The sequence below is a fragment of the Halorubrum shenae genome (assembly GCF_051194165.1).
Classification (GTDB): domain Archaea; phylum Halobacteriota; class Halobacteria; order Halobacteriales; family Haloferacaceae; genus Halorubrum.
In genome coordinates this window covers 21,669-42,474 of sequence record NZ_JBLZNI010000017.1, presented here as the reverse complement: position 1 = coordinate 42,474, position 20,806 = coordinate 21,669, and the positions used below count along the sequence as shown (strand labels likewise).

The following is a 20,806-nucleotide window of genomic DNA, read 5'->3' as shown; positions in this document are numbered from 1 at the left end:
CTAGCGACACCCAGCTACTGTCCATCGTACCAGGGAGGCGCACCGAACGCATCGGCGTAGCAGTCTGGGTGACACGGCCGCTTGCGGTTATCTGGCCATGCCCGGTCGAGTGGAACCTGCTCGCCGCAGAGCCCACACTCGGCGGTGTGACCTGCCTGACGAGCGTCTGGTGAGAGATTCCGCGACTCGGTGTAGAGCTCGTGGAGCGCCCACGGAGTGAGACGAACGGCGACACGCTCGGCCGGATTGGGATCCTCGTCCGACGTTGTAGCCGAGAGTGTAAGCACCCAGTCGTCACCGGGCTCGCCATCGGTCGCTGGCCCGAGGGCGATCGTCCCCGCAAGGTCGTCGTCGACGTAGTACCACTCTGCGTCGCGGTCGACGTGGTAGTGGCCATCGGGGCGCGGATCCTCGGGATCGACGTCGTCGCCCATCGTGTGTCCTCGCTGAGTCAGGCGTTCGCCTTCCGTCCCTGTCCCGACCCAGTCGTGAGCGGGATGTCGACGTCGATCTCGTCGTACCACACGACAGGTCGCTTTGCTCGGCCATTCTCCTCGAGTTCGACGAGGCCGTAGTCAGCCAGTTCGTTCACGTTCTCGAGGACCTCTGGTGGGTTCCGATCAACGAGGCGTGCGAGCTCGCGGATGCTCCCCGGCTCGTGTTCGACGATCGCCTCCAAGAGCTCGAGGTTGATCGAGCGGAAAACGCGACCGAACGTTTCGAGGTTCTCGATCGACAGCGTCGGCTCGCTGGGGTCGACGTCTTCGCTGGCGTCGATCGCTTCGAGGCGATCTTCGAGGTCGCTACGGTCGGCGGACTTGATCTGAACGTGGAGTGTCTGGGTCATGGGTGGGCGTGGGGTTGTGGGTCGGGATTAGTTGTGGGTCTGTACGTCGGTCACCGTACTTGAACGGGCTACCAGTCGTCGCGCTTCTCTTCTGGGAGTGCCGCCCGCCAGGCACGGAGGATCTCCGTAAGGCCGGGGTAGTCGATCTCGAAGATCTCACTGCTGAGGTGGAGTTCGTGGACGCCGTGGTGGTTGTCGAATCGGATGATCGGATCGTCTGTGCCGGCTTCGGTAGTGGTAGGCGTACTTGATCCCGTCTTCGAACCGATCTGAGGTCCGGACCAAAAGCACGCGTACCTGCGCAACGGTACCGTCGGCGTAGGCTTCAATCTCGTCTTCAAGTACGGTGACATCATCGCTCATCCACACATGTGTCGACGCACCCTGTTCCGGTAAATGTTAGGTAAAAACCTAACAAAGACAAAGAAACAGATAGCATCCATGACGGCAGCATCGAGCTATCGCTCTGTCAGCTGTAAGGCTATACTCAGATGTGGCTAATGCGGTACTACTCGTCGTCGGAGCCGCCATCAACGAGACCTAGGAAACTGTCCGTTGCCTGTCTGAGCTACTGCCCGGCTGATGCCTTTCTCGAACAGATTACAAGTATAGCTCGGCAATTGGAAGGATATGAGTTAATCTTAACCTTAACCATAATATTAACCCAAAACACTCTTTCTACGATTTCTAGAGATGCTAAGTGGATCTCACGCGAGAAGAGCGCGAAATACTAGAGTCAAACAGTCCTCGAACGCAGCTGTTCGATTACCCGTCGTGGTCAATATACTCGGCTTCCCATTCAGTCCGAGCTTCGATCTCTCTAGTGCCCCGGCGAGTAGTGCTGTACTCGTTGGTCCGTCGGTCGCGCTGACTCTTTTCGATGAGTCCCTTCTCAACGAGCGTGTCGAGGTTGGGATAGAGCCGCCCATGATGGATTTCCTTTTCGTAGTAGTCCTCGAGCTCGTCTTTGATCGCAAGTCCGTGGGGGTCATCAAGTCCGGCAACTACGTACAGCAGATCGCGCTGAAAGCCAGTGAGATCGTACATGTCGCAATTTACTCATTCGAGTTTTGAAATACTATTGATCTGGTGACTGCGTGTTATAGAATACGTTTCACACCCTATACAGTGATTTTGACTGCTTCATCTCACGCTTGAGTCGGAGAAGTACCGTATTCTCGTCTCGATAGTCGGTGGCTATCGTGGGGCGGATGCTACAGCGGAGACTGGATCTCGGTGGAGAGTGTTTTCAGGTCTGCTGTCGCGAGTTCGTCGGTTTCGATAAGCCGAAGTCGGGGGCGACCGATGTTTACTGGGACTTTTTCAGTCTCGATGAGGCCAGCATCTTCGAGTGCTGTTTTGGCCCGTGAGAAGGTCGCTTTCGAAGCGATATCCGTATCCTCTCCCCATTTCGAGACGTCGTAGAGGAGAATCTCGTTGCGGGCTGCGAGGATGAGTATGATCTCGACGATACTGAGGTATTCGTTGCTGTTGGCAATCTCGTCAGCGTGTGCGAGCACTTCGGTGAGTTCGTCAGCGACACTGTCGCCAATCTCCTCCCGGAGCGTCTCTTTCACTACTGAGAGGGCAGGTGTCCGAAGGTGATACTGCTCGGCGGCTTCGAATCTGGAGTCGAACTCACTGTAGACTGATGAGACTAGTTCGGGATCCGAACCCGAGATACTGTGCTTGCCCATCACAGGGACTACAGTCTCAGATTCGGTTGTGAAGATGGTATTCTGGACTGGCTCTCTAAGTGTTCGGAGGCTAAGTTGATCTCGGCGGATCAGTTCGGCGATTTTTGATGCTGTGAGGAAACTGTAGAAGGCGTCTTTGATTTCACCTGTGTCTGCGAGCAGCCGGACCTTGGATTGGTCCCCAACCGTTACTGCTTCCTCTGCGAAGGCTGCGATTTGTTCAGAGCGGGGATTGATATACAGTGCTGGCTCGTCTTGTTCGGAAATCATCTGTGTGAAAATATGTTGTTTGACCATGTTCTGTAATTTCATCGATATGTACTTAATAGATATGGTATCTGAGGATTGGACTAGTTTGCCAGTTACGGGATAGAGCTGACTATCCGTTTCGAGTACGCTCATAGGAAGCAGATTGTTGGTCGCAGTAGTGACCCTCGATCTGGGGTAGTAGAATCCGGTATTCGGCTACCGATAGGTCCGATCTGACTCTCAAACCGACCCCTCAGACACCCATCCCACATGGTTTTTAGTAGCGTTACCTCGTTAAGCCTACTATGCGACTCGACGACTACCCCGAACGAGACGGGAAGCGGGTCTGGCTCAGCCAGAGCGACGAGAACGACGAGGTCGCAGCGCTCATCGACGAGGCGAAGTCCCCCGAGCAGGAGATCGCCTTTCGACTCGGAGTTCAGGCCGGGCTCCGTCGCGAAGAGATCGCAAGCGTCACGACTAACGACTTCACGCACGCTCCCGACGGGTTCGTTCGCGTGTGGAACGACTACGCGAAGCGTGGGAAGTATCGCGAGACGCCGATCCCGGAGCAGCTCGCCAGCTCCGTCCGCACGCTTTCGTACGACCGCGACCCAGACGAGCCCGTCGTCGGCGTCGAGCCGAACTCGATCTACCGCTGGGTGAAACGCGCCGGCGAGCGACGATACGCTGTAACTGGCGACGAGGGATGGACCTCTCTGGACGTTCATGACTTAAGACGGACATGGGCAGGCCACCTTCTGTGGGACTGTGGACTACTCCCTGCCGTTGTCATGAGTTTTGGCGGGTGGGAGGACTGGGAGACCTTCCGCGATCACTACCTCGGCGAGATGTCACCTGCTGCCGCAGAGCGCGAGCGCGAAAAAATATCATTCATCTCTGAGAGTCCTGGGTCCGAGCAAGAATCGAGCCGTGTGTTTGAGCCAGCGGTTCAAACACATTCTGGTTACTGAGTTATCCGAGCGATTCTGTAACCCGGTGTCTTGAACAGTGAAACATTAGACTGAGAATCACAAAATAAAATTGAGAAAAGCCATCTGCGATAAAACACCTATCTGGCCTTCTTCCACTCCTCCATCTGATCGACGCGAACACGCCGCGTATTGAGGCAATCGCTATCAAGACATTGTACCTCAGCCATATCCAGCGTGGTATCAATCCCGATAACTTTCATTCCGATTGCTTCCGCACCAGTGAATGTCGTTGATCCCGAAAGTCCCCACGCCAGGTTGCACTTTGGACACCGCATCTGCCAGAGGTGTGCCTCTTGTTGTACCTTTTTTTCGATCTCTTTCTTTCGCTGTTGACGCTCTTGGTTGGCCTTCTCGGCCTTTTTACGCTGCTTCTCTCTTTGTTGTTTCTTCTCTTTTTTCCGCTTTCGTTCGCGGCGTTTTTCATCTACCTTTGCCGCCGTATTGGCGATCTGAGCAGCTTGATCAAGTGCTTCTTTTGCCTCTTCAGGATTGTCCTTCATGTATTTCGCTGTGTCTTGGCCTAAGTCTCCGAGAACAATCATCCCCAAAAATGGCATTGCTAGTACAACAACACCCATGTTAGCAATGGCTGTCATAAAATTCCCATTTATGCCTGCGGGGAATGCGGCTATTAACGCTATAAGACTCCCAAAGCCGAATATCCCATAGCATTTCATGTAGGCCTTCCATCCATCTCTTCCGCCACTGTCACTCGTGGCGATCGAGTACGCCTTGTACAAACTCCATCCGATGATTCCTGCCGCGACAACTGTTGATACACCAACCATACAGAAAATGCCGCCAACTTGTTATAAATGCCTACTGGTGAATATATCAGATGTGATTTCTACGAACTGTGAGTTCAGTCTGCAGTGAGGTAGTCCGCGAATAGACATTGGATAAAGTACTCTTGATAGTCGCCTTTTACATCTTTGAATGGCGATCAGCTTCTGATTGACCACCGTCGGCCACAAGCCGCTGACCTCTGTCACCGAAATGACTATATAACACCCGGCCGCCTCTCAAACCGGTGTACCTTGTACACCATGTCAGAGGCTCAGCCGTGTGTTCTTCCTCCCCGTTCTCATTCACACTTTCTCACCCCGGCTAGACCTCGATGGGCTCGCCGACGCATTCCTGAACGCGCTCGTTCTGGTCGAGGAGGCCCGCCGGATTGTCTCGGGTCATCGTCGAGAAGCCAGTGTGGATCCCGAGATCGAGAACCTCCACCTTGTCGGCGACATCCTCCGCGAGACCTCGGACCAGTTCACGCTGGTCTTTGAGCCCGACGTCATCATCGTCACCCTTCGACTTCCGGATCCACGCGAGTGCTTTACTCATCGACGACTGTCACCTCTAGGGAGCTTCCCGATTTGACCTTCCAGTCGAGCCGCTTTCCGTCGAGGTCCATCGCCTCGGCGAGCCCCTTCGGTACGGTAACCTTGTACTGGCCGTTTGCCCCCTGACTGACTCTCGTTTTCGCCATCTCTGTATAGGCCTATAGTTAGGCCTAAACTTAGTTCTAATGTAGATGTTCAGATAACCCCCGTTTCCTGAACACCTTGCCCTGTACACAATCCGCTTATGTGTAGAAGATCGTTGATGGCTTGCCTTCTTGCGGTGTGAAAAATTTTTCTTCGGTTCGAGAGTGGTCTTGTAAACCGATCTCTGTTGAGTTTAGCACTCATTTCGAGTTCGACTGAGCTGTATCAACGACCTCCGCCAGAAGAGCGTACAGTATATACTAGTCCTTCGGTATGAATGGGAGATTGACAATAAACACTACACCCTCAGGCGGTGTATCAGCGGGTGTTTCCGTCTCAATAACGTCGCCTTCTTCCCGGTCTTCAATCCAGATGTCACCCCCGTAGCTCTCTACCAGCGACTTGACGAGGTAGAGACCGATTCCGGTGCCCCCACTGTCGAGGCCCTTTTCGCCTTTGCCGAAGATGTCCTCCTTTGCGGCGTCGGAAATACCGGGGCCGTTGTCTGTAACTCGAATGCTGATATGCTCATCCTCTGTTTTCGATGATACCGCAACGGTTGGAACCGGTTTGTCATTATGTTGAACTGCATTTTTTAGCAGGTTGCGGAACACAGAGCCTAACATTTCGTTGGCCCGCACAGAGACCTGTTGTACCTCCGAAGCGGTGATGATGTTGGCGTCTGGATATGCCTCACGAGTCTGTTCTACCTCAGACATTACCACGGGCCGGATACTGACCGCCTCAAGTTCTTGTTCTCCTGAGAGCATGACGGCTGCCATCTCTCGGGCTACTTTCGTGAGATCAACTGCCTGCTCTGCATTTTCACTAACGGTCTCCAAGTGTCTCTGTAACTCATCATCATCTATCGTGTCTACAACCATCTCAGTATACGCGAGTATCAATTGGAGATTATTCCGGATGTCGTGACGCAATACTTGATTAAGAATATCTAGATTGTCTCGTTGCTCTTCAATGCGGTGTCTATACTCTCTTTCTGCCGTAGTTTCATGTAACACGAATGTACGGCGTCTCTCGTCGCTGCCGACTGTTGACGCTGACACAGAAAAGTATCGTTTCTCATTATCATTTGTGATCTCAATTTCTGTCTTACCGTCGGCCACCTCAGCAAGCTGGTTGAGTTCTTGATTTCCGGCTGAAGAAACAAAGTCGTCTGCCGGCATGCCGACGTACTCTGGGTCAGTATCAAACAAGTCATGGGCAACGCCGTTGGCGTAAACGAGACGATCCTGATGATCAAGGACTATCGCAGCATCATCTATGTCATCTAATAACGCCCTGCGTGCGATGGGAGCTAACTCCAGGAAATCAGCGTAGAAGAGAGCCCAGAGGAAAGTTACGGACAAGACCGTACTCCCAGCCATCGTTGCGTTGTACAGTGGGTCTGGATATGGCTCAAGTCCAGCGACCTCAATAATTGCCGTCAGATAGATGACTACGACACCGCCAAGTACTGTACGGGCCTGTTGACGATACGCCCCACTCTGGGTCAAATACGCTTCGAGAAACATCCCCAACATCGCAGTGGCCGCGACAAACACCACAAAAATGTGTACTGTCCACCAGATACCAAACTCATAGACTGGTGTCCCAGCTTGAACAACTGTCGGCGTACGGGTATAGAACAAGCCGCCGGGATTGAGTCCGATCACTAACGCTTCCAGACAGAGATAACCACCAACACTGCCTAGTGCTATTGGTTGTTTGAGCCACGTCCGTTCAGTATACTCCACAGCGACATACATACCGGAGAATGCCACCACAACCGCAGCAAGCCACGAAACGCCCAACATACGTGGAGCAATCAACTGACTATTTATTCTGGTGCCTATTCCATAGCTAAGTATCCAGACGGCTGACCCGAGTCCGTGGATGACGAGTGGCTTGCCACCGGGGCTCGATTGATGTTGCCACGCAAACAGCGCGACACCTACTGATATCAGAGCCGGAACCCCGAACAAGATTAGATCAAACTGGGTCACACTCATATTAGGATAATTAGCAAAATGTCATATAAAGGCCATTCATGTACCGATCGCGTACTTCCCCGCTACCTGTCAGGAAAGTCGTGCGAGATAGACAGGGTGTTGTCAGCACGGGAACTGCGTTTTTTATCTGAATGCTAAATCAACCGATAGAATTCGCTTGCGTGTAGGCTGCCGGAAGCTCTTTGATTGTAACGTATGTTCTGGTGACCATGTTGTGGATACATGTATCTGTTAGGTAGTGGTGTAAGAATGGATCATGTTTTAATTAGTTTGTGCTTCAGATCGTGGAGTCAACCCCAGAAGTCAAGCACATTATCGACTGCCCTGTCAACGAAGCTTTCCTGATATCGTACGAGGAGTTGCATCGTCAATTCCTCGTCGGCAACAGTGTAGAGCGTCGTTCGGCCATCTCGAACCTCGGAGATAATCCCCTCTTCAACGAGGCGTGACACGTGCCAAGAAACCGTCGCTGGTGCCACGCCGACCTCTTCGGCGATTGCCCCATTTCGGGCCGTCTCCTCTTGTATCAAGAACAACAAGACATGGCGGGTCGTCTCGTATCGGAGGGACGACAGTATCTCACGCTCTTCACTATCGAGTTCCTCGGCGACGAACAACCGACGTTTACCCTGATGGTCCTCGCTCATGAGCACGTCATAGTTTTCGAGTGTGTCGAGATGGTGCTGTAAAAGCCCGGTCTCCATATCGAGTTCGCGCTTCGCTTGGCTGAAGTGAACACCCGGGTTTGTTTTGACGTATTCGAAGATCTCCTTCCGCGTCTCTAGCTCAAGGATGTCTTCCTCGCCGTCGTGAGGTCGGCGTCTAACCATCTGCGTTTCGTTTCTGTGAGCCGGGTGTGGCGCGTGGGGATATCATCGTGGCTGCCAGTCGAAGCGCCAGATTACTGTCGATAGCAAGAGGAGTGCAATCCCGAGTGCAAACAGGCTCGTGAGCAACTCGAAGTGTGGGATCCCTTCCTCGAAGAACTCATCACCGACCTCTAATATGAGATCGGTTGCGAGTAGCGCTGCGAGCAGCGCAAGGACCAGAATACGACGGACCCGGGTGCGGTAGTAGGCGAACGCGGTAACAAGAACCACGATCATCGTCACTAAGAGCGTAAGAGCCCGGATGAACGTTTCCGGTTCAAACAGTTCAATCTCCGTCATATAATGAAATTGGGTGTGGGGGCTATCTAATTATTTGCCACGGTGGTCACACGCGACCGTTGGTTCTGACGGTCATATTGTTGAGCGACACCACCGTTTATTCGTCGTCGCTGTCTTCGTACTCATCCTCGCCGTCCGCCTCCTCATCTTCCTGCTCATCTTCGTCGGCTTCGCTCTCAGTTTCGAGGACCGTACCATCGTCTGCGTGGACGGCAACTTCAGTTTCTGAGCCGTTTGCCGTCACGAGTTCGACTTCGTAGACTGGTGCGCCATCCTCAGTTTCGAGTTCAACTTCGTCAACAGTTCCGTTGGCTTCAGCAGTTGCGATATCAATTGCTTCTTGCTCAGTGAGTGAAACGTTACTCTCCGAAATCGAGTCTTCGTCCATCTCCTCGTCTTCGCTCTCAGTTTCGAGGACCGTGCCATCGTCTGCGTGGACAGCAACTTCGGTCTCTGAGCCGCTTGTCGCCACGAGCTTTATTTCGTAGACGGGTACGCTGTCTTCGTTTTCAAGTTCAACTTCATTAACAGTCCCATTAGCTTCGGCAGTTGCGATATCAATTGCTTCTTGCTCAGAAAGTGTGACGTTACTCTCTGGAATTGAGTCGTCGTCATCAACGTCCGATACGAGTGATGATCCACTCCCTTGCGCGAATGCTACCCCGCTGCCGACAACGGCGAGCAAGGCGATTGCAACAACGGCACCTCCGATTATCTTCCGACTGTTAGATTGCATCAGTTTCGTAGCCTCACTACGACTATACGGGACCACGTGTAAAGTGTCGTTTGGTATATGAGTCTAGCAGTGGTACACGCCTCTAACAACTCATTACATCTTGAGTCTGTAGATAATTGTAATCACTCTACCAGTCACATATCCCCCAATAATAGATATATTTGTTAATCTGGGACGTACATGAGACACAGCGCAAGTTAGCCCGACAGCAGTATCATTAACGTCCTCCCCGCGCTAAAAGCTGTCTCTTACCGTCCCGCACGAGTTGAGGTCGGAGTCTCCACGTTGTATTATGCTGATCCGTCGACCCACTATTCGTCGGCCTGCTCCTTCTCCCTCACGAGATTGGGAGCTTCGAAGTCCACGACCTCGTCGATATCTGTAGTGACCCAGATCAAGAAGCGGTTTTCGGATTTGACGATTCCATTAACTCCTTCGCCATTAACGGTTGTTGCTTGATCCACGTCTTCCGGAGCCACGTCGCGGACTTGGAACAGTTCATCAACCATCCAGCCGACGGCACCGCTCCCATCGGTCTCGTCGTCGTCGAACACCACAATCCGTTCGCGGGGTCCTTTCTCGTCGATCGAAAAGAGTGTCTTCGGGTCAACAATCGTTGTCGTACGTCCTCGCAGGTCCATTACGCCTTCAACGTGGTCAGGGGAATTAGGGATCCGCGTGAGCTTGCCGGCGTCAACGATTTCGTCGATGATCCCGATATCCAGACAGTACGTCCCGTTGCCCAAGCCAAACTCCAGCACTTTGGTGGGTTCAGCTTCAGTTTCTGTGACTGACATAAAGAGTCTGTGGTGAAGATACAAATAACTGTACCTCTGAAATTATTAGCTTTGATTGTCAGACCCGTAAAATCATCTTGACTCTCGCTCTTCTCGTGGAGGTTGTTGGCACGGGTTTCTTTTATAAAACTCACTCAGTAGGTAGTCGGCAGAGCTACTGTGGTGCGAGATATCTCACAGAAGTGGTGTATCTCGAAATCGCAAGAACTCTCTCCATCAACAATGTGCTATACAAGAACAAATCAAACATGATAATCCTCAGAAAGTGTTATAGAACTGGTGTCAAAGTAACGGGTAATGACTCTCGCTTCGGAACACCAGATTCAGGTTCTCCACGTTGACGATGAGCCGTCTCTTACAGACCTGACTGCGACGTTCCTCGAACGTGAGGATGATAAATTCACTGTTGAGACAGCAAACAGCGGTAACGAGGTCCTAGAACGGGTTGATAGTCACCTACCCGACTGTATTGTCTCGGACTACAACATGCCCGGCATGGATGGCTTAGAACTCTTACAAGGTGTCCGTGAGAACAATCCAGACCTCCCGTTCATTCTCTTTACCGGCAAGGGCAGTGAAGAGGTAGCCAGTGAGGCGATCTCCGCCGATGTAACAGACTATCTTCAGAAGGGAACAGGTTCAGAGACGTACGAACTCTTGGCCAACCGAATTCGGAACGCGGTCAACACCCGACGTGAGGCTGAGCGCGCTGACAGACAGGAAGAACTGATGCGCCTGACAGAGTTTGCGGGCAACACCGGCGGGTTCGAACTTGACAGAGAGAGTGGTAGGGTCTTGCTGACCGTTGGTGCCCGTCGAATTATCGAGCGTCCCAACCTGACTGAAATCCCTGTTGAAGAGGCGATAGAATTGTTCCACCCGGATGACCGCGAAGAAGTTCAGCAGGCACTCGAGAAGGGTTTCGAAGCAGGTGATAAACTACGAGACACGTGGCGACTCCATCCAGGCGGCAGCGACGAGCGTCTCTTGGACGTTACGATCACTCCAGTCGTGGAATCTGGGGAGCAGGTAACAAAGCTCCGCGGGGCAGTCAACGACATCACTGAGAAAAAAACACGTGAACGACAGTTAACCGAACTGAACCGGGCTACACAGGCACTCCTAGAGGCAGAAACCAGACAAGAGGTCGCTGATATTGGCGTTGAGGCTGCCAGTAATATCCTCAATTTCAAGGCAAATGCTATCCACGTCTCCGAAGCTGACGACACTCAACTGGTTCCCGTGGCACAGACAGATGAGCTAAACTCGCTCATCGGAGATATACAACCGCTTCCTGTGACGGACAGTATCGCGGGACGAGTCTACCGCGACGGCGAACCAGCAGTAATAGCAGATGTACAGCAGGATTCGGACAGCCACAACACCGGAACTGATCTCGCCGGTCACTTGTATCTGCCACTTGCTGACCATGGGGTACTGATCGCTGGCTCCGAGAGGCGAGCAGCCTTCGATCAACAGGACACCGCGCTCGGAGAACTACTGGCAGGGAGTCTCATAGCAGCGCTTAATCGCGTCGAACACGAGCAGACTACTCGCCAACGACAGCAGGAACTCGCGCTGTTATTCGAGGAATCCCCACTTGGGGCCGTCCAGTGGGACAACACATTCCGATTCGAACGGCTGAACGCACGGGCTGAAGAAATCCTTGGATATGGTGAGCAAGAGATACGCGGCGAACCATGGGAAATGATTGTCGCCGCCGATGACCATGACAAAATTGGCACTGTCGTCGAGAGCCTCCTCAATGCCAATGGCGGAGAACACGCACTCAATCGGAACGTCCGAAAGGACGGCGAAGTATTCACCGGTGAGTGGCACAACCGTGTTGTTACCAACGCAGAAGGGGACGTACAGTCGATCTTTTCAAAGTTTCAGGACGTCACCGAGCGCGAGAACCGCAAGCGAGGATTAGAAGAGTACGAAACGATCATTGAAGCACTGACCGACGCAGTGTACGTGATTGACGAGGAGGGACGGTTCACCTACGTCAACGACAAGTTCGTCGAGTTAGTCGGCTACGACCGGGAAACTATCTTTGGGAACACACCGTCGCTCATCAAAGACGAGGAGGCTGTCGAACAGGCAGAACACCAGTTGGGACGGTTGTTGTCAAGTGATGGCCCGGAAACGCTCACATTCGAAGTGACGGTGCACCCGCGGGAGGGTGACCCGATTGTCTGTGAAGATCAAATGGGCGTTCTCCCGTACGAAGGCGACCAATTCAACGGCTCAGTTGGAACACTCCGGGATGTGACCCACCGAAAAAAACGTGAACAGGAGTTACAGGAGTTAAAAAACCAGTACGAGACACTAGCCAAGAATTTCCCGGACGGTGCGGTATTCCTCATCAACACGGATCTCGAATACGTACGCGCCGGTGGCAGAGAACTGGGCAACATTGGCCTACCTCCCGACGATATCGAGGGTCGGAAATCACACGATCTGTTCCCGGAAGACATCGCGAATGAACTCTGTCACTACTACGAGGAAACGCTGAATGGGAATGCCAGCACGTTCGGACAGGAGTACGGGGGCAGGCAATACCGAATTCAGACCGCCCCTGTTCGGACCAACAACAATGAGATCGAGTACGTGATGGCAGTCTCACAGAATGTCACCGAGGAAGTCGAGAACAAACGGGAACTCGAACGTCAGAACGAGCGACTTGAGGGGTTCGCCAGCATTGTCAGCCACGATTTAAGAAATCCGCTTCAAGTGGCTGTCGGACGGTTAGAACTGATTCGTGAGGAGTGCGAGAGTGACCATATTGAGGGTGTTGCCCAGGCACTCGATCGGATCGGCGCGCTCATAGAGGACTTACTAACACTGGCACGAGAGGGTGAGAAGATTGGTGAGCCCGAACCAGTTGGACTTGCGGACATAGCCAAGGACAGTTGGCAAACCGTTGGCACGGGACAGGCAGCACTCGAATCTAATGTCTCTCAGGTTGTCAAGGCCGATCAGAGCCGTCTTCAGCAACTATTTGAGAATCTCTATCGTAACGCAGTCGAACATAACGACGAAAACGTGACAGTATCCGTCGGTACAATAGAGAACGGCTTCTACGTGGCGGATACCGGAACCGGTATCCCAGGGAGTGACCGCGAGGAAATATTTGAGGCGGGCTACTCGACCAATGAGGAGGGGACCGGCTTCGGCCTGCGGATCGTCGAGCAAATTGCCAGCACTCACGAGTGGGAGATTACTGTGACCGAGAGTGAACAGGGTGGTACACGGTTCGAATTTACGGGGGTCGAACTTGTAGAGTGAGTTCTGGACTTTGGTGGAGAAAGTGAATCGCCTCGGGGTATTCGCCTTGTCCGTCGATAAAAGACAAGACTAGAGCACGGTCACAGCAACAAACTACTTGAAGACTAAGAGTAATACCCTATTATGACAGATCGACGATTGTCTACGGGTATTAGTGGGTTGGACGATATTTTAAACGGCGGTCTCATCCACCCGCGAAACGTGCTTATACGCGGGTCTCCTGGTTCAGGGAAGACAATTTTCGGCTTACATTTTCTTTCGGCGGGGATAGACGCTGGCGAGACATCTCTGTACGTCAACATGGGTGAGCCACAGGCGTACGTTGAGGAAACCGCAGATGCGTTCGATCTTCATACCGAGCAAATTCACTTCCATAATATTTCCCCGACTCAAGAACAGTTCTCAGAGCGTAACTCGTACAGCGTCTTTGAGTCAGCGGAAGTCGAACAGCCGGACTTTATTGCCGATCTCCGTGAGAAGATTGATGAGATCGACCCAGACCGCGTGTTACTGGACCCAATCACAGAATTCCGACATCTTACAACTGACGAGCGGCAATTCCGGTCCGGAATCCTCGGTCTCCTTGATTATCTCAAAGAAATTGACGCGATGGGCATGTTAACGTCTCAAGCTGGCGGGCCAATCACAGACGATGATATTCAGTTTCTTGTTGATACTGTCATTTCTCTTGATGTGACTCCTGAGAGCCGGATGGTCAGTATCTCTAAGTTCCGAGGGTCGTCGTTCCGGCGTGGGGATCATTTCTACGATATTTCTGCGGCGGGACTGGAAGTATGGCCGGCACTCGTGCCCGATACGCAGAAACAAGTGATCGACACGGAACCGCTCTCATCTGGCGTGGACGAACTCGATGAGTTGCTCTATGGCGGGTTAGATCATGGCACGATAACAATGCTTAGCGGGCCAACCGGCGTCGGCAAGACAACGACTGGGCTTCAGTTCCTCATCCAAGCAGCACTTGAGGGCAAACAGAGCGTGGTATTCCAGTTCGAAGAAGCAGAATGGACAATTCGTGATCGGGCAGAAGCAATTGGGCTTCCACTTCAGGCTGCGCTGGACAGCGGCGAACTCTCTATTGTCGACGTCTCCCCCGATGAGTATACGGTTGGTGAATTTGAGCATCTCCTCCGGGAGGCCGTTACCAACGGTACTGAGGTGGTGATGATTGATGGGTCACAAGGCTTCCAAGAGAATCTCCGTGGACTTGCCGACACGACGGGTGCGTTGGTGCGGATTGGCCGGTTCCTGCGGGCTGCTGGTGTCACCACTCTCCTGGTTAATGAAGTCCACAATATCACCGGGGACTTCCAAGCGTCTGAAGAGCGGACGAGCAATCTTGCCGATAATATTGTGTTCCTGCGCCACGTTGAGTACCGTGGCGAGATGCGGAAAGTGATTGGGACACTGAAAATGCGAACGAGCGACTTCGAACGCAGCCTTCGCGAACTTGAGATTACGGCCGACGGGATACGCGTCGGGGAGCCTCTCCCACAACTTCGGGGCATTCTCACTGGGACGCCTGACTGGAACGAGGATACTGGCGGCACTAGTCGCGATGTGGCTGACACCGACCAATCGTAGCCCTCGCGTGATATAGGCACCAAATACGAGCCCACACGATCAAACCTCATGTCCACGAACGAACAGCAGCCATATCAAGAGACGGCCGACGAAGCGAAGCGCGTCCTGCTGCTGGTTAGTGACCAAGGGAACCGACGTGTCCTCACAGAGTGGCTAACCACACATGACCAATATACGATTGTCGAGAGCGTAGATATCGCTGAGGCGGCGTTCGACTGCTGTCTCGTCGACAGGACAGCGTTCAATGAGCACCGCTCGGAACTGCTCACACGAAAGCAACATGAGCAGGTTGTGCTGCCGTATCTGTTGTTGGTCCCCGAGGCAAAGCACCGCCAGATCTGTAATCGTCTCCGCGAGACACACCCGGAGTTGTGGGATGCTATCGATGGGCTGATCGATATGCCACTCGCAGAACACAGACTTGGCGAACAACTAGAGATGGCTCTCCGCCTGCGAGACCAGTCGACTGTCGCGTTCAACCGACGTGAGCAACTCCGCCAAATCCGCGACCAACACGCCGGTCACGGAGTATTGATCACCGACGTCGACGGGACAATTGAGTACGTCAATAGAGGTTTTGAGTCACAATCAGGGTATACAAGTGAGGAAGTCGTCGGAAATACCCCGCGGATGCTCAAATATGGTGAACACGATGAGGCGTTCTATGAAGAGCTGTGGGAGACTATCACCGCCGGTGAGACGTGGCATGGCACGGTTGTCAACAGACGCAAAGACGGCGAGAGGTATATTGTCCAACAAACAATTGCTCCGGTTGAAAACCCAAATGGTGATATCACGCAGTTCATCGCCGTTAATCACGAAATTACTGATCTCCGAGATCTCCAAGAACGTCTTCGTGAGCAACGTGAGCAACTCGACGTGTTGAACAGAGTTCTCCGTCATGATATCCGAAATGATATGAACGTCATTGTTTCGTGGGGGGAAATGCTTGAAAATGAGCTCTCTTCGGACGGTAAAGAGAAACTTGACCGGGTCCTCCGGGCAGGAAATCATGTTATTGAACTTACAAACGTTGCCCGTGACCTATCAGCACTCATTCACGGTGATGAAACACCAGATCTCAAGCCGATCTCACTTCGACAACTCCTCACTCAAGAACTCGAAAAGCGTCGGGAGACGTTTTCCGACGCAGAAATTACGATGCCAGACCCACCCGATCAAGAAACGCGCGTACTGGCGAATGAGTTGCTCTCGTCAGTGTTTCGGAACCTTGTCAACAATGCGGTCCAACACAATCAGACAACACATCCGAAGGTAGTCATCACCGTCGAAGAGATGGATGACACCGTCCGTGTCAGAGTGGCTGACAACGGACCAGGAATTCCAGCCGACGTCCGAAAAGACCTGTTTCAAGAAGGTCAGAAGGGACTAGAGAGCGGGGGGACCGGAATGGGTTTGTTCCTTGTTGATAATCTTGTTGAGAGTTACGATGGGAAAGTCTGGATCGCGGACTGTAGTGAGGATGAGTTGCCCAGTGAAGCAACTGAGACGGATCAGCCTGGCGTAGCCTTTGTTGTTGAGTTACAGACGACTGAGGCTCCAAACAATAGCGAGGGGGGCGATCGATGAACGATACACTTTCTGTAAATGACTCCTCTGATGATGTTACTGACCAAGCGGCCTTGTTCCCCTTACTCTCTGATAAAGGAAATCGGCGGCTGATTGTTGAGTGGATTGAATCCCACGACAGCTACACGCTTGTCGATCCTGACCAGCCAGTCGGAACAGCGGCATTCGATTGTTGTATCCTTGATGCGGAGATGTTACAGACGCATGCTGAAACGCTCCGAGCTCGGAAACACGAGGCTGAGCCCGCTCTCTTGCCATGCCTTCTGCTCATTCCGGAAGCAGACCTCTCCGTTATTGAAACCGATCGTGGTGAGATTGCCGACAGCGTTGTGTTCGAAACCGCCGACGAAGTGGTTTCGATGCCGATCAAAAAGGCCGAATTAGAGTGGCGGACAGAGGCGCTCACCAGACTGCGGACTCAATCGTTACGTCTCAAAACACGCACAGAGTCGCTGAAACTATTCAAACAAGCGGTTGAGTCCTCTGGTCACGCGATCTGGATGTCCGACACTACTGGGAAGATTAACTACGTCAACTCAGCGTTCGAATCAATTACGGGCTACAGTCGAACAGAAGCTGTCGGTGAGTCGCCAGAACTTATCAGTTCTGGAGAGATGACCGACGACTACTACAGTGACCTTTGGGAGACGATCACCGCCGGCGACACGTGGCATGAAGAAATCACAAATCAACGGCGTGACGGCTCCCAGTACGTCGCTGATCAGACTATCGCTCCAATCGTCGAAGACGGTGAGCCGAAAGCATTTGTCGCCGTCCAAAGGGATATCACCGAACGGAAAGAGATTGAACAACGGCTCTCCTTATATCGTGATATTGTTGAGCGGCTTGAGGATCCAATTATGCTCCAGAGCTGTGAGGGAGAGTTTCGACTGGTTAACGACGCACTGTGCTCGTTTGCCGGGCTCTCAAGAGATGAATTACTCGGCGATGGTGAATACGAGTTTATGGACGCAGCCACTGCCACAGAGATTGCCCGGCAGAAACAGCGTGTAATCGAGACCGAACAGCCAGTCGAATACAGTGTTGAGCCGACGTTCACACATACTGATAAGGAGGCGGTCTTCTACACGAGTCGGTACCCCTACTATGAGGATGGAGAACTCACAGGCACAGTTGCGATCTGTCGGGACGTCACCAATCTCGACAAGCGGACGCGACAGCTGAAAGTCTTCGACAATATTTTGCGCCATAATATTCGCAACGATGTGAATGTAATCCGTGGTCGAGGCAAGCAGCTTCAAGATGAACTCGATGGTGACCTCAAAGCTGCTGCCGATGTCATCGTTGAGCGAGCTAACGGTCTGTTGGCGACGAGCGAGAAGTCACGAAAGATTACTGACGGCCTCAGTGATCCACGCGAGCCGGCCCCGGTAGACCTCGGACAATTAGTTCAAAATCTTGCGGAAGAGACTGATCAGAATTGGTCTAACGCAAGTATCGATGTTTCGGCCCCGGCTCAACTTGTTGCCTCTGCGTCTGACTCGATTGATACCGCTATCGAAGAGCTACTGATTAATGCTGTAGTCCACAACGACAGCGACGAACCACGTGTATCTGTTGACCTTACTGCTGACAGTTCGTGGGGTATCCTCCGCGTACGAGACAATGGTCCTGGTATTCCGGAGTTTGACAGAAACGTTCTTGAATCGGGCGGAGCTATCAAGACACTCTCTCACGGCAGCGGACTCGGATTGTGGCTCGTCTATTGGACCATCACTCACTCTGGCGGAAAGATTCGTGTTGACGACCCCGAGCCAAGTGGCACCGAGATTACGATTAGACTCCCGTTGGCAGCTGAGAAGTGACTTCTTCTACTCCTTTAACAAGTGACTTTATCGGCTCTGCTCCCATTTGTTTGATATGACCAACTCGCCTGGCGAGACAATCGAAGCTCTACATGACGTTGCGACCAGACTTCAATCTCAGAATACGACTGAGGGTGTCTGTGATTTAACGGTTAGTGCCGCATCAGATATTCTGGATTTTAATCTTTGGGTCGTGTCGCAAAGTCCTCTAGAGTTCAGTAGCAACTGGCTCCCGTGAGGGACGGGTCGCCTCTGGTATCCAGCCTGAGAGGAGACCCATGCACGCCACAATCGACGTGCGGTTGACCGTTAGCATCGACGACGACAAAACGATACCGCTGGCCACGCTGGCTGAGTTCATCACTGACCAGAACGTCGAGTCAGTTCTTCTCGAAGGACTGGTCGAGAGCCTCGACGCGAGCCGCGTCGAGGCGCTCTGTGGCGAAAAATATGCCAACGGCAACGGTCAACAACGATTCCAACGAGCTGGAACCGATACCCGCACAGCCGTTACAACCGCCGGTGAACACGAATTCGACCTTCACTACGTCGAAGATACCGCCGCTGACCACGACGAAGCCAGCTACTTCCGGCCCGTCGAAGATGTTCTCAGCTTCGACGGGCAAAACCGCTATCAGCAGGACATCGCGGCCAAAAGTGTGGATCTCGCCACCTCGCTCAGCTATCGTGACGCTGCTGACCACGGCGACAGCATCTCCGAGAGGATGCCGTCGCCGACCACTATCAACCGTCGCGCCAAAGAGTACGGCAACAAGCTCAAGCAGTTCCTTCCAGATTGTGTCGCTGACACAGAGGCTGACGCTGTTATTCCTGACGGCACGAAGTGCCACAGCCAAGACGACGACCGCTCGTACCACTCCGTCCAGGCCACGCTCGGCGAAGATACTGCCGAGGAGTCACGCTCTCTGCTGGATCTCTCGGTCAACGCTGAGTGGGACGAGACAGCAGCCGACCTCGATGACATCGACGCAGTCACTGACGACGCGACGGTCGTCAGTGACGCTGATGACGGCATCGTCACAGCATTTACCGACGAAAATCGCAATCACCAACTCGATCTCGTCCACGTCGGCCGAACGCTTGACTACAACCTCTGGGACGACGGCGTCTTCTCCTTGAATCGGCGGAACGAGATCGTCTCGGAGGTGATCGACGAGGTGTTCCATCTGAAGAATTCGGTCGCCAAGCACTGTCCAGACGAGGAGTTCGCGGCGATCCGCGAGCGGATCGCGCGAACGACCGAGCGTATCGAGAAGACAGCGTGGCAGTTGGATCAGTACGGGTCAGAGAAGGCTGCGGGGTATCTTCGGCGGTGGCTGCCGTCGATCGTGACGTTTGCCGAGCAGGCTGTCGAGGGGTTCGAGGTGCCGTGGACCTCGAACCCCGTCGAACGGCTGATGGGTGAGGTCAGCAAGCGCTGTAAGAACCAGTGGATGCGCTGGACAACGGAGGGATTAGAGGCGATACTCCAACTTCGGCTGGTAAAGTATGCTGATCCAGAGCACTACCAGTCGTTCTTCGACGAACTGCTCCAGCGATCGACCAAAACAGCAATTAGCTGTGACCTCTCAATTGAGAGCACCAAAGGCAAACTCTAGACCGCTTTGCGACACGACCAAAATATTGTGAGTGATAACCAGGGCAACCAGTATCGCAGAAAAACTAGGACAGGAAACATTCGCGCCGGCTAGAAGTACAAGATCTTAGTCTTGTGAATCCCACTCTTTGGACCCGATCGAGCACTATCTCATATTAAGGCAAAAACGACCTACCGTCATCATACCGACGATACGTCGTTCCGTTTGACAGAGCTCGTAATTGCTTTCGAGCAGATTTAGTACCAGCGGTGAGGGGCGCAGAGTCGTATTCCTCTTCACGAAGGTCTGAAAGTCGTGGCACCTCTCTAGTTTCAATAGCTAGTGTATGTGGGTTAGCCAGATACGCCTCTGGGTCCGAGGGTAGCGTTGTAGATGAACTCGTCCTGGCTGCCTGTCCGGTTGGAACGGACGTGTAGGTGACTCCAGTGCGAGTGAGCGCACGCTGAACCGCACGGTCACGCTGACGAGCCAGTCGTGAGTAATCTTGGTTCCACACAACCCGTTCGACTCCGATAGTCCGTGCGATATGACCCACGATGTCGGTCGGGTCTCCGTGCTGTATCACGAGATCACTACCATAGCCTCGGTACCAGTCTCGAAGCTCACGGAGGGAACCGAGCATGAATGCAACTCCCAAGCCGTCGGCCTGTGACAAAATCGCGTCATCCAGCACGAACACTGACATCACACAACTATCATCCCGCTCAGCAGCGGTGAGGGCGGTCGAAAGCCCCGGATTTGGACTTGGCCGAAGCGTGCGACGGTGCCAATACAACTGCATACATACGCCTAGAGGTTTTCACTGATATCCTCCCCGCTCTAAAAGCGAGGAATCCCGAGCGGTGGGAGTTTCAGGTTCGCAACCACGGACGCCGCCACTTTACGGGAACTCGTT

Annotated in this window: 19 protein-coding genes and 1 pseudogene; 6 read left to right on the top strand and 14 right to left on the bottom strand. The window is 53.0% G+C overall.

Annotation, left to right across the window (positions count from 1 at the left end; all coding sequences use genetic code 11):
- Positions 1 to 14: 14 nt before the first annotated feature.
- The 5 genes and pseudogenes from ACNS88_RS15025 to ACNS88_RS15005 form a co-directional block, all read right to left on the bottom strand.
- The gene (locus tag ACNS88_RS15025; protein ID WP_435099280.1) at positions 15 to 434 is read right to left on the bottom strand and encodes a DUF8161 domain-containing protein; all 420 of its coding nucleotides are present in this window, start codon (positions 432 to 434) and stop codon (positions 15 to 17) included.
- Positions 435 to 451: 17 nt separating this feature from the next.
- On the bottom strand, positions 452 to 847 hold the full coding sequence (locus tag ACNS88_RS15020; protein ID WP_435099278.1) for an HVO_A0114 family putative DNA-binding protein: 396 nt from the start codon (positions 845 to 847) through the stop codon (positions 452 to 454).
- A gap of 68 nt (positions 848 to 915) precedes the next feature.
- Positions 916 to 1,210, bottom strand: a pseudogene (locus ACNS88_RS15015) (toxin-antitoxin system TumE family protein).
- 402 nt (positions 1,211 to 1,612) lie between these two features.
- Positions 1,613 to 1,894 carry a helix-turn-helix transcriptional regulator gene (locus ACNS88_RS15010; RefSeq protein ID WP_007344317.1) on the bottom strand — a complete coding sequence of 94 codons (282 nt, stop codon included), beginning with the start codon at positions 1,892 to 1,894 and terminating at the stop codon, positions 1,613 to 1,615.
- 167 nt (positions 1,895 to 2,061) lie between these two features.
- Positions 2,062 to 2,946 carry a transcriptional regulator TbsP domain-containing protein gene (locus ACNS88_RS15005; RefSeq protein WP_435099276.1) on the bottom strand — a complete coding sequence of 295 codons (885 nt, stop codon included), beginning with the start codon at positions 2,944 to 2,946 and terminating at the stop codon, positions 2,062 to 2,064.
- A gap of 152 nt (positions 2,947 to 3,098) precedes the next feature.
- On the opposite strand from ACNS88_RS15005, the gene ACNS88_RS15000 reads away from it, so the two are divergent.
- A complete protein-coding gene (locus tag ACNS88_RS15000; RefSeq protein ID WP_435099274.1) occupies positions 3,099 to 3,767 on the top strand; it encodes a tyrosine-type recombinase/integrase in 669 nt (222 codons plus the stop codon).
- Positions 3,768 to 3,865: 98 nt separating this feature from the next.
- Here ACNS88_RS15000 and ACNS88_RS14995 read toward each other — a convergent pair whose 3' ends face one another.
- From ACNS88_RS14995 to ACNS88_RS14960, 8 genes are all read right to left on the bottom strand, one after another.
- Positions 3,866 to 4,576 carry a hypothetical protein gene (locus ACNS88_RS14995; protein WP_435099272.1) on the bottom strand — a complete coding sequence of 237 codons (711 nt, stop codon included), beginning with the start codon at positions 4,574 to 4,576 and terminating at the stop codon, positions 3,866 to 3,868.
- A 319-nt stretch (positions 4,577 to 4,895) separates the two neighbouring features.
- Positions 4,896 to 5,129, bottom strand: a complete 234-nt coding sequence (locus tag ACNS88_RS14990; RefSeq protein ID WP_435099270.1) for a hypothetical protein — start codon at positions 5,127 to 5,129, stop codon at positions 4,896 to 4,898.
- The gene (locus ACNS88_RS14985; RefSeq protein ID WP_007998983.1) at positions 5,122 to 5,274 is read right to left on the bottom strand and encodes a hypothetical protein; all 153 of its coding nucleotides are present in this window, start codon (positions 5,272 to 5,274) and stop codon (positions 5,122 to 5,124) included. The genes ACNS88_RS14990 and ACNS88_RS14985 overlap by 8 nt, the downstream gene beginning before the upstream one ends.
- Before the next feature lie 258 nt (positions 5,275 to 5,532).
- Positions 5,533 to 7,281, bottom strand: a complete 1,749-nt coding sequence (locus ACNS88_RS14980) for a sensor histidine kinase (protein ID WP_435099269.1) — start codon at positions 7,279 to 7,281, stop codon at positions 5,533 to 5,535.
- A 290-nt stretch (positions 7,282 to 7,571) separates the two neighbouring features.
- The gene (locus ACNS88_RS14975; protein ID WP_435099268.1) at positions 7,572 to 8,111 is read right to left on the bottom strand and encodes a winged helix-turn-helix transcriptional regulator; all 540 of its coding nucleotides are present in this window, start codon (positions 8,109 to 8,111) and stop codon (positions 7,572 to 7,574) included.
- Positions 8,112 to 8,153: 42 nt separating this feature from the next.
- On the bottom strand, positions 8,154 to 8,450 hold the full coding sequence (locus tag ACNS88_RS14970) for a hypothetical protein (protein ID WP_435099267.1): 297 nt from the start codon (positions 8,448 to 8,450) through the stop codon (positions 8,154 to 8,156).
- 97 nt (positions 8,451 to 8,547) lie between these two features.
- On the bottom strand, positions 8,548 to 9,186 hold the full coding sequence (locus ACNS88_RS14965) for a PepSY domain-containing protein (protein ID WP_435099266.1): 639 nt from the start codon (positions 9,184 to 9,186) through the stop codon (positions 8,548 to 8,550).
- 311 nt (positions 9,187 to 9,497) lie between these two features.
- Positions 9,498 to 9,983 (bottom strand): chemotaxis protein CheW, encoded by a 486-nt coding sequence (locus ACNS88_RS14960; protein WP_092563099.1) that lies wholly within the window; start codon positions 9,981 to 9,983, stop codon positions 9,498 to 9,500.
- A 297-nt stretch (positions 9,984 to 10,280) separates the two neighbouring features.
- On the opposite strand from ACNS88_RS14960, the gene ACNS88_RS14955 reads away from it, so the two are divergent.
- From ACNS88_RS14955 to ACNS88_RS14935, 5 genes are all read left to right on the top strand, one after another.
- Positions 10,281 to 13,274, top strand: coding sequence for a PAS domain S-box protein (locus tag ACNS88_RS14955; protein WP_435099265.1), 2,994 nt, complete (start codon positions 10,281 to 10,283; stop codon positions 13,272 to 13,274).
- Positions 13,275 to 13,397: 123 nt separating this feature from the next.
- The gene (locus tag ACNS88_RS14950; RefSeq protein ID WP_435099264.1) at positions 13,398 to 14,876 is read left to right on the top strand and encodes an ATPase domain-containing protein; all 1,479 of its coding nucleotides are present in this window, start codon (positions 13,398 to 13,400) and stop codon (positions 14,874 to 14,876) included.
- A gap of 48 nt (positions 14,877 to 14,924) precedes the next feature.
- Positions 14,925 to 16,466, top strand: a complete 1,542-nt coding sequence (locus tag ACNS88_RS14945) for an ATP-binding protein (protein ID WP_435099263.1) — start codon at positions 14,925 to 14,927, stop codon at positions 16,464 to 16,466.
- Positions 16,463 to 18,292 carry a PAS domain S-box protein gene (locus ACNS88_RS14940; RefSeq protein ID WP_435099261.1) on the top strand — a complete coding sequence of 610 codons (1,830 nt, stop codon included), beginning with the start codon at positions 16,463 to 16,465 and terminating at the stop codon, positions 18,290 to 18,292. The genes ACNS88_RS14945 and ACNS88_RS14940 overlap by 4 nt, the downstream gene beginning before the upstream one ends.
- A 278-nt stretch (positions 18,293 to 18,570) precedes the next feature.
- On the top strand, positions 18,571 to 19,911 hold the full coding sequence (locus ACNS88_RS14935; RefSeq protein WP_435099259.1) for an ISH6 family transposase: 1,341 nt from the start codon (positions 18,571 to 18,573) through the stop codon (positions 19,909 to 19,911).
- A 154-nt stretch (positions 19,912 to 20,065) separates the two neighbouring features.
- On the opposite strand, the gene ACNS88_RS14930 is transcribed toward ACNS88_RS14935, so the two are convergent.
- Entirely contained in the window at positions 20,066 to 20,692 is a 627-nt protein-coding gene (locus tag ACNS88_RS14930; protein WP_435099257.1) for a deoxyribodipyrimidine photo-lyase, read from the bottom strand.
- Between the last annotated feature and the right edge of the window lie 114 nt (positions 20,693 to 20,806).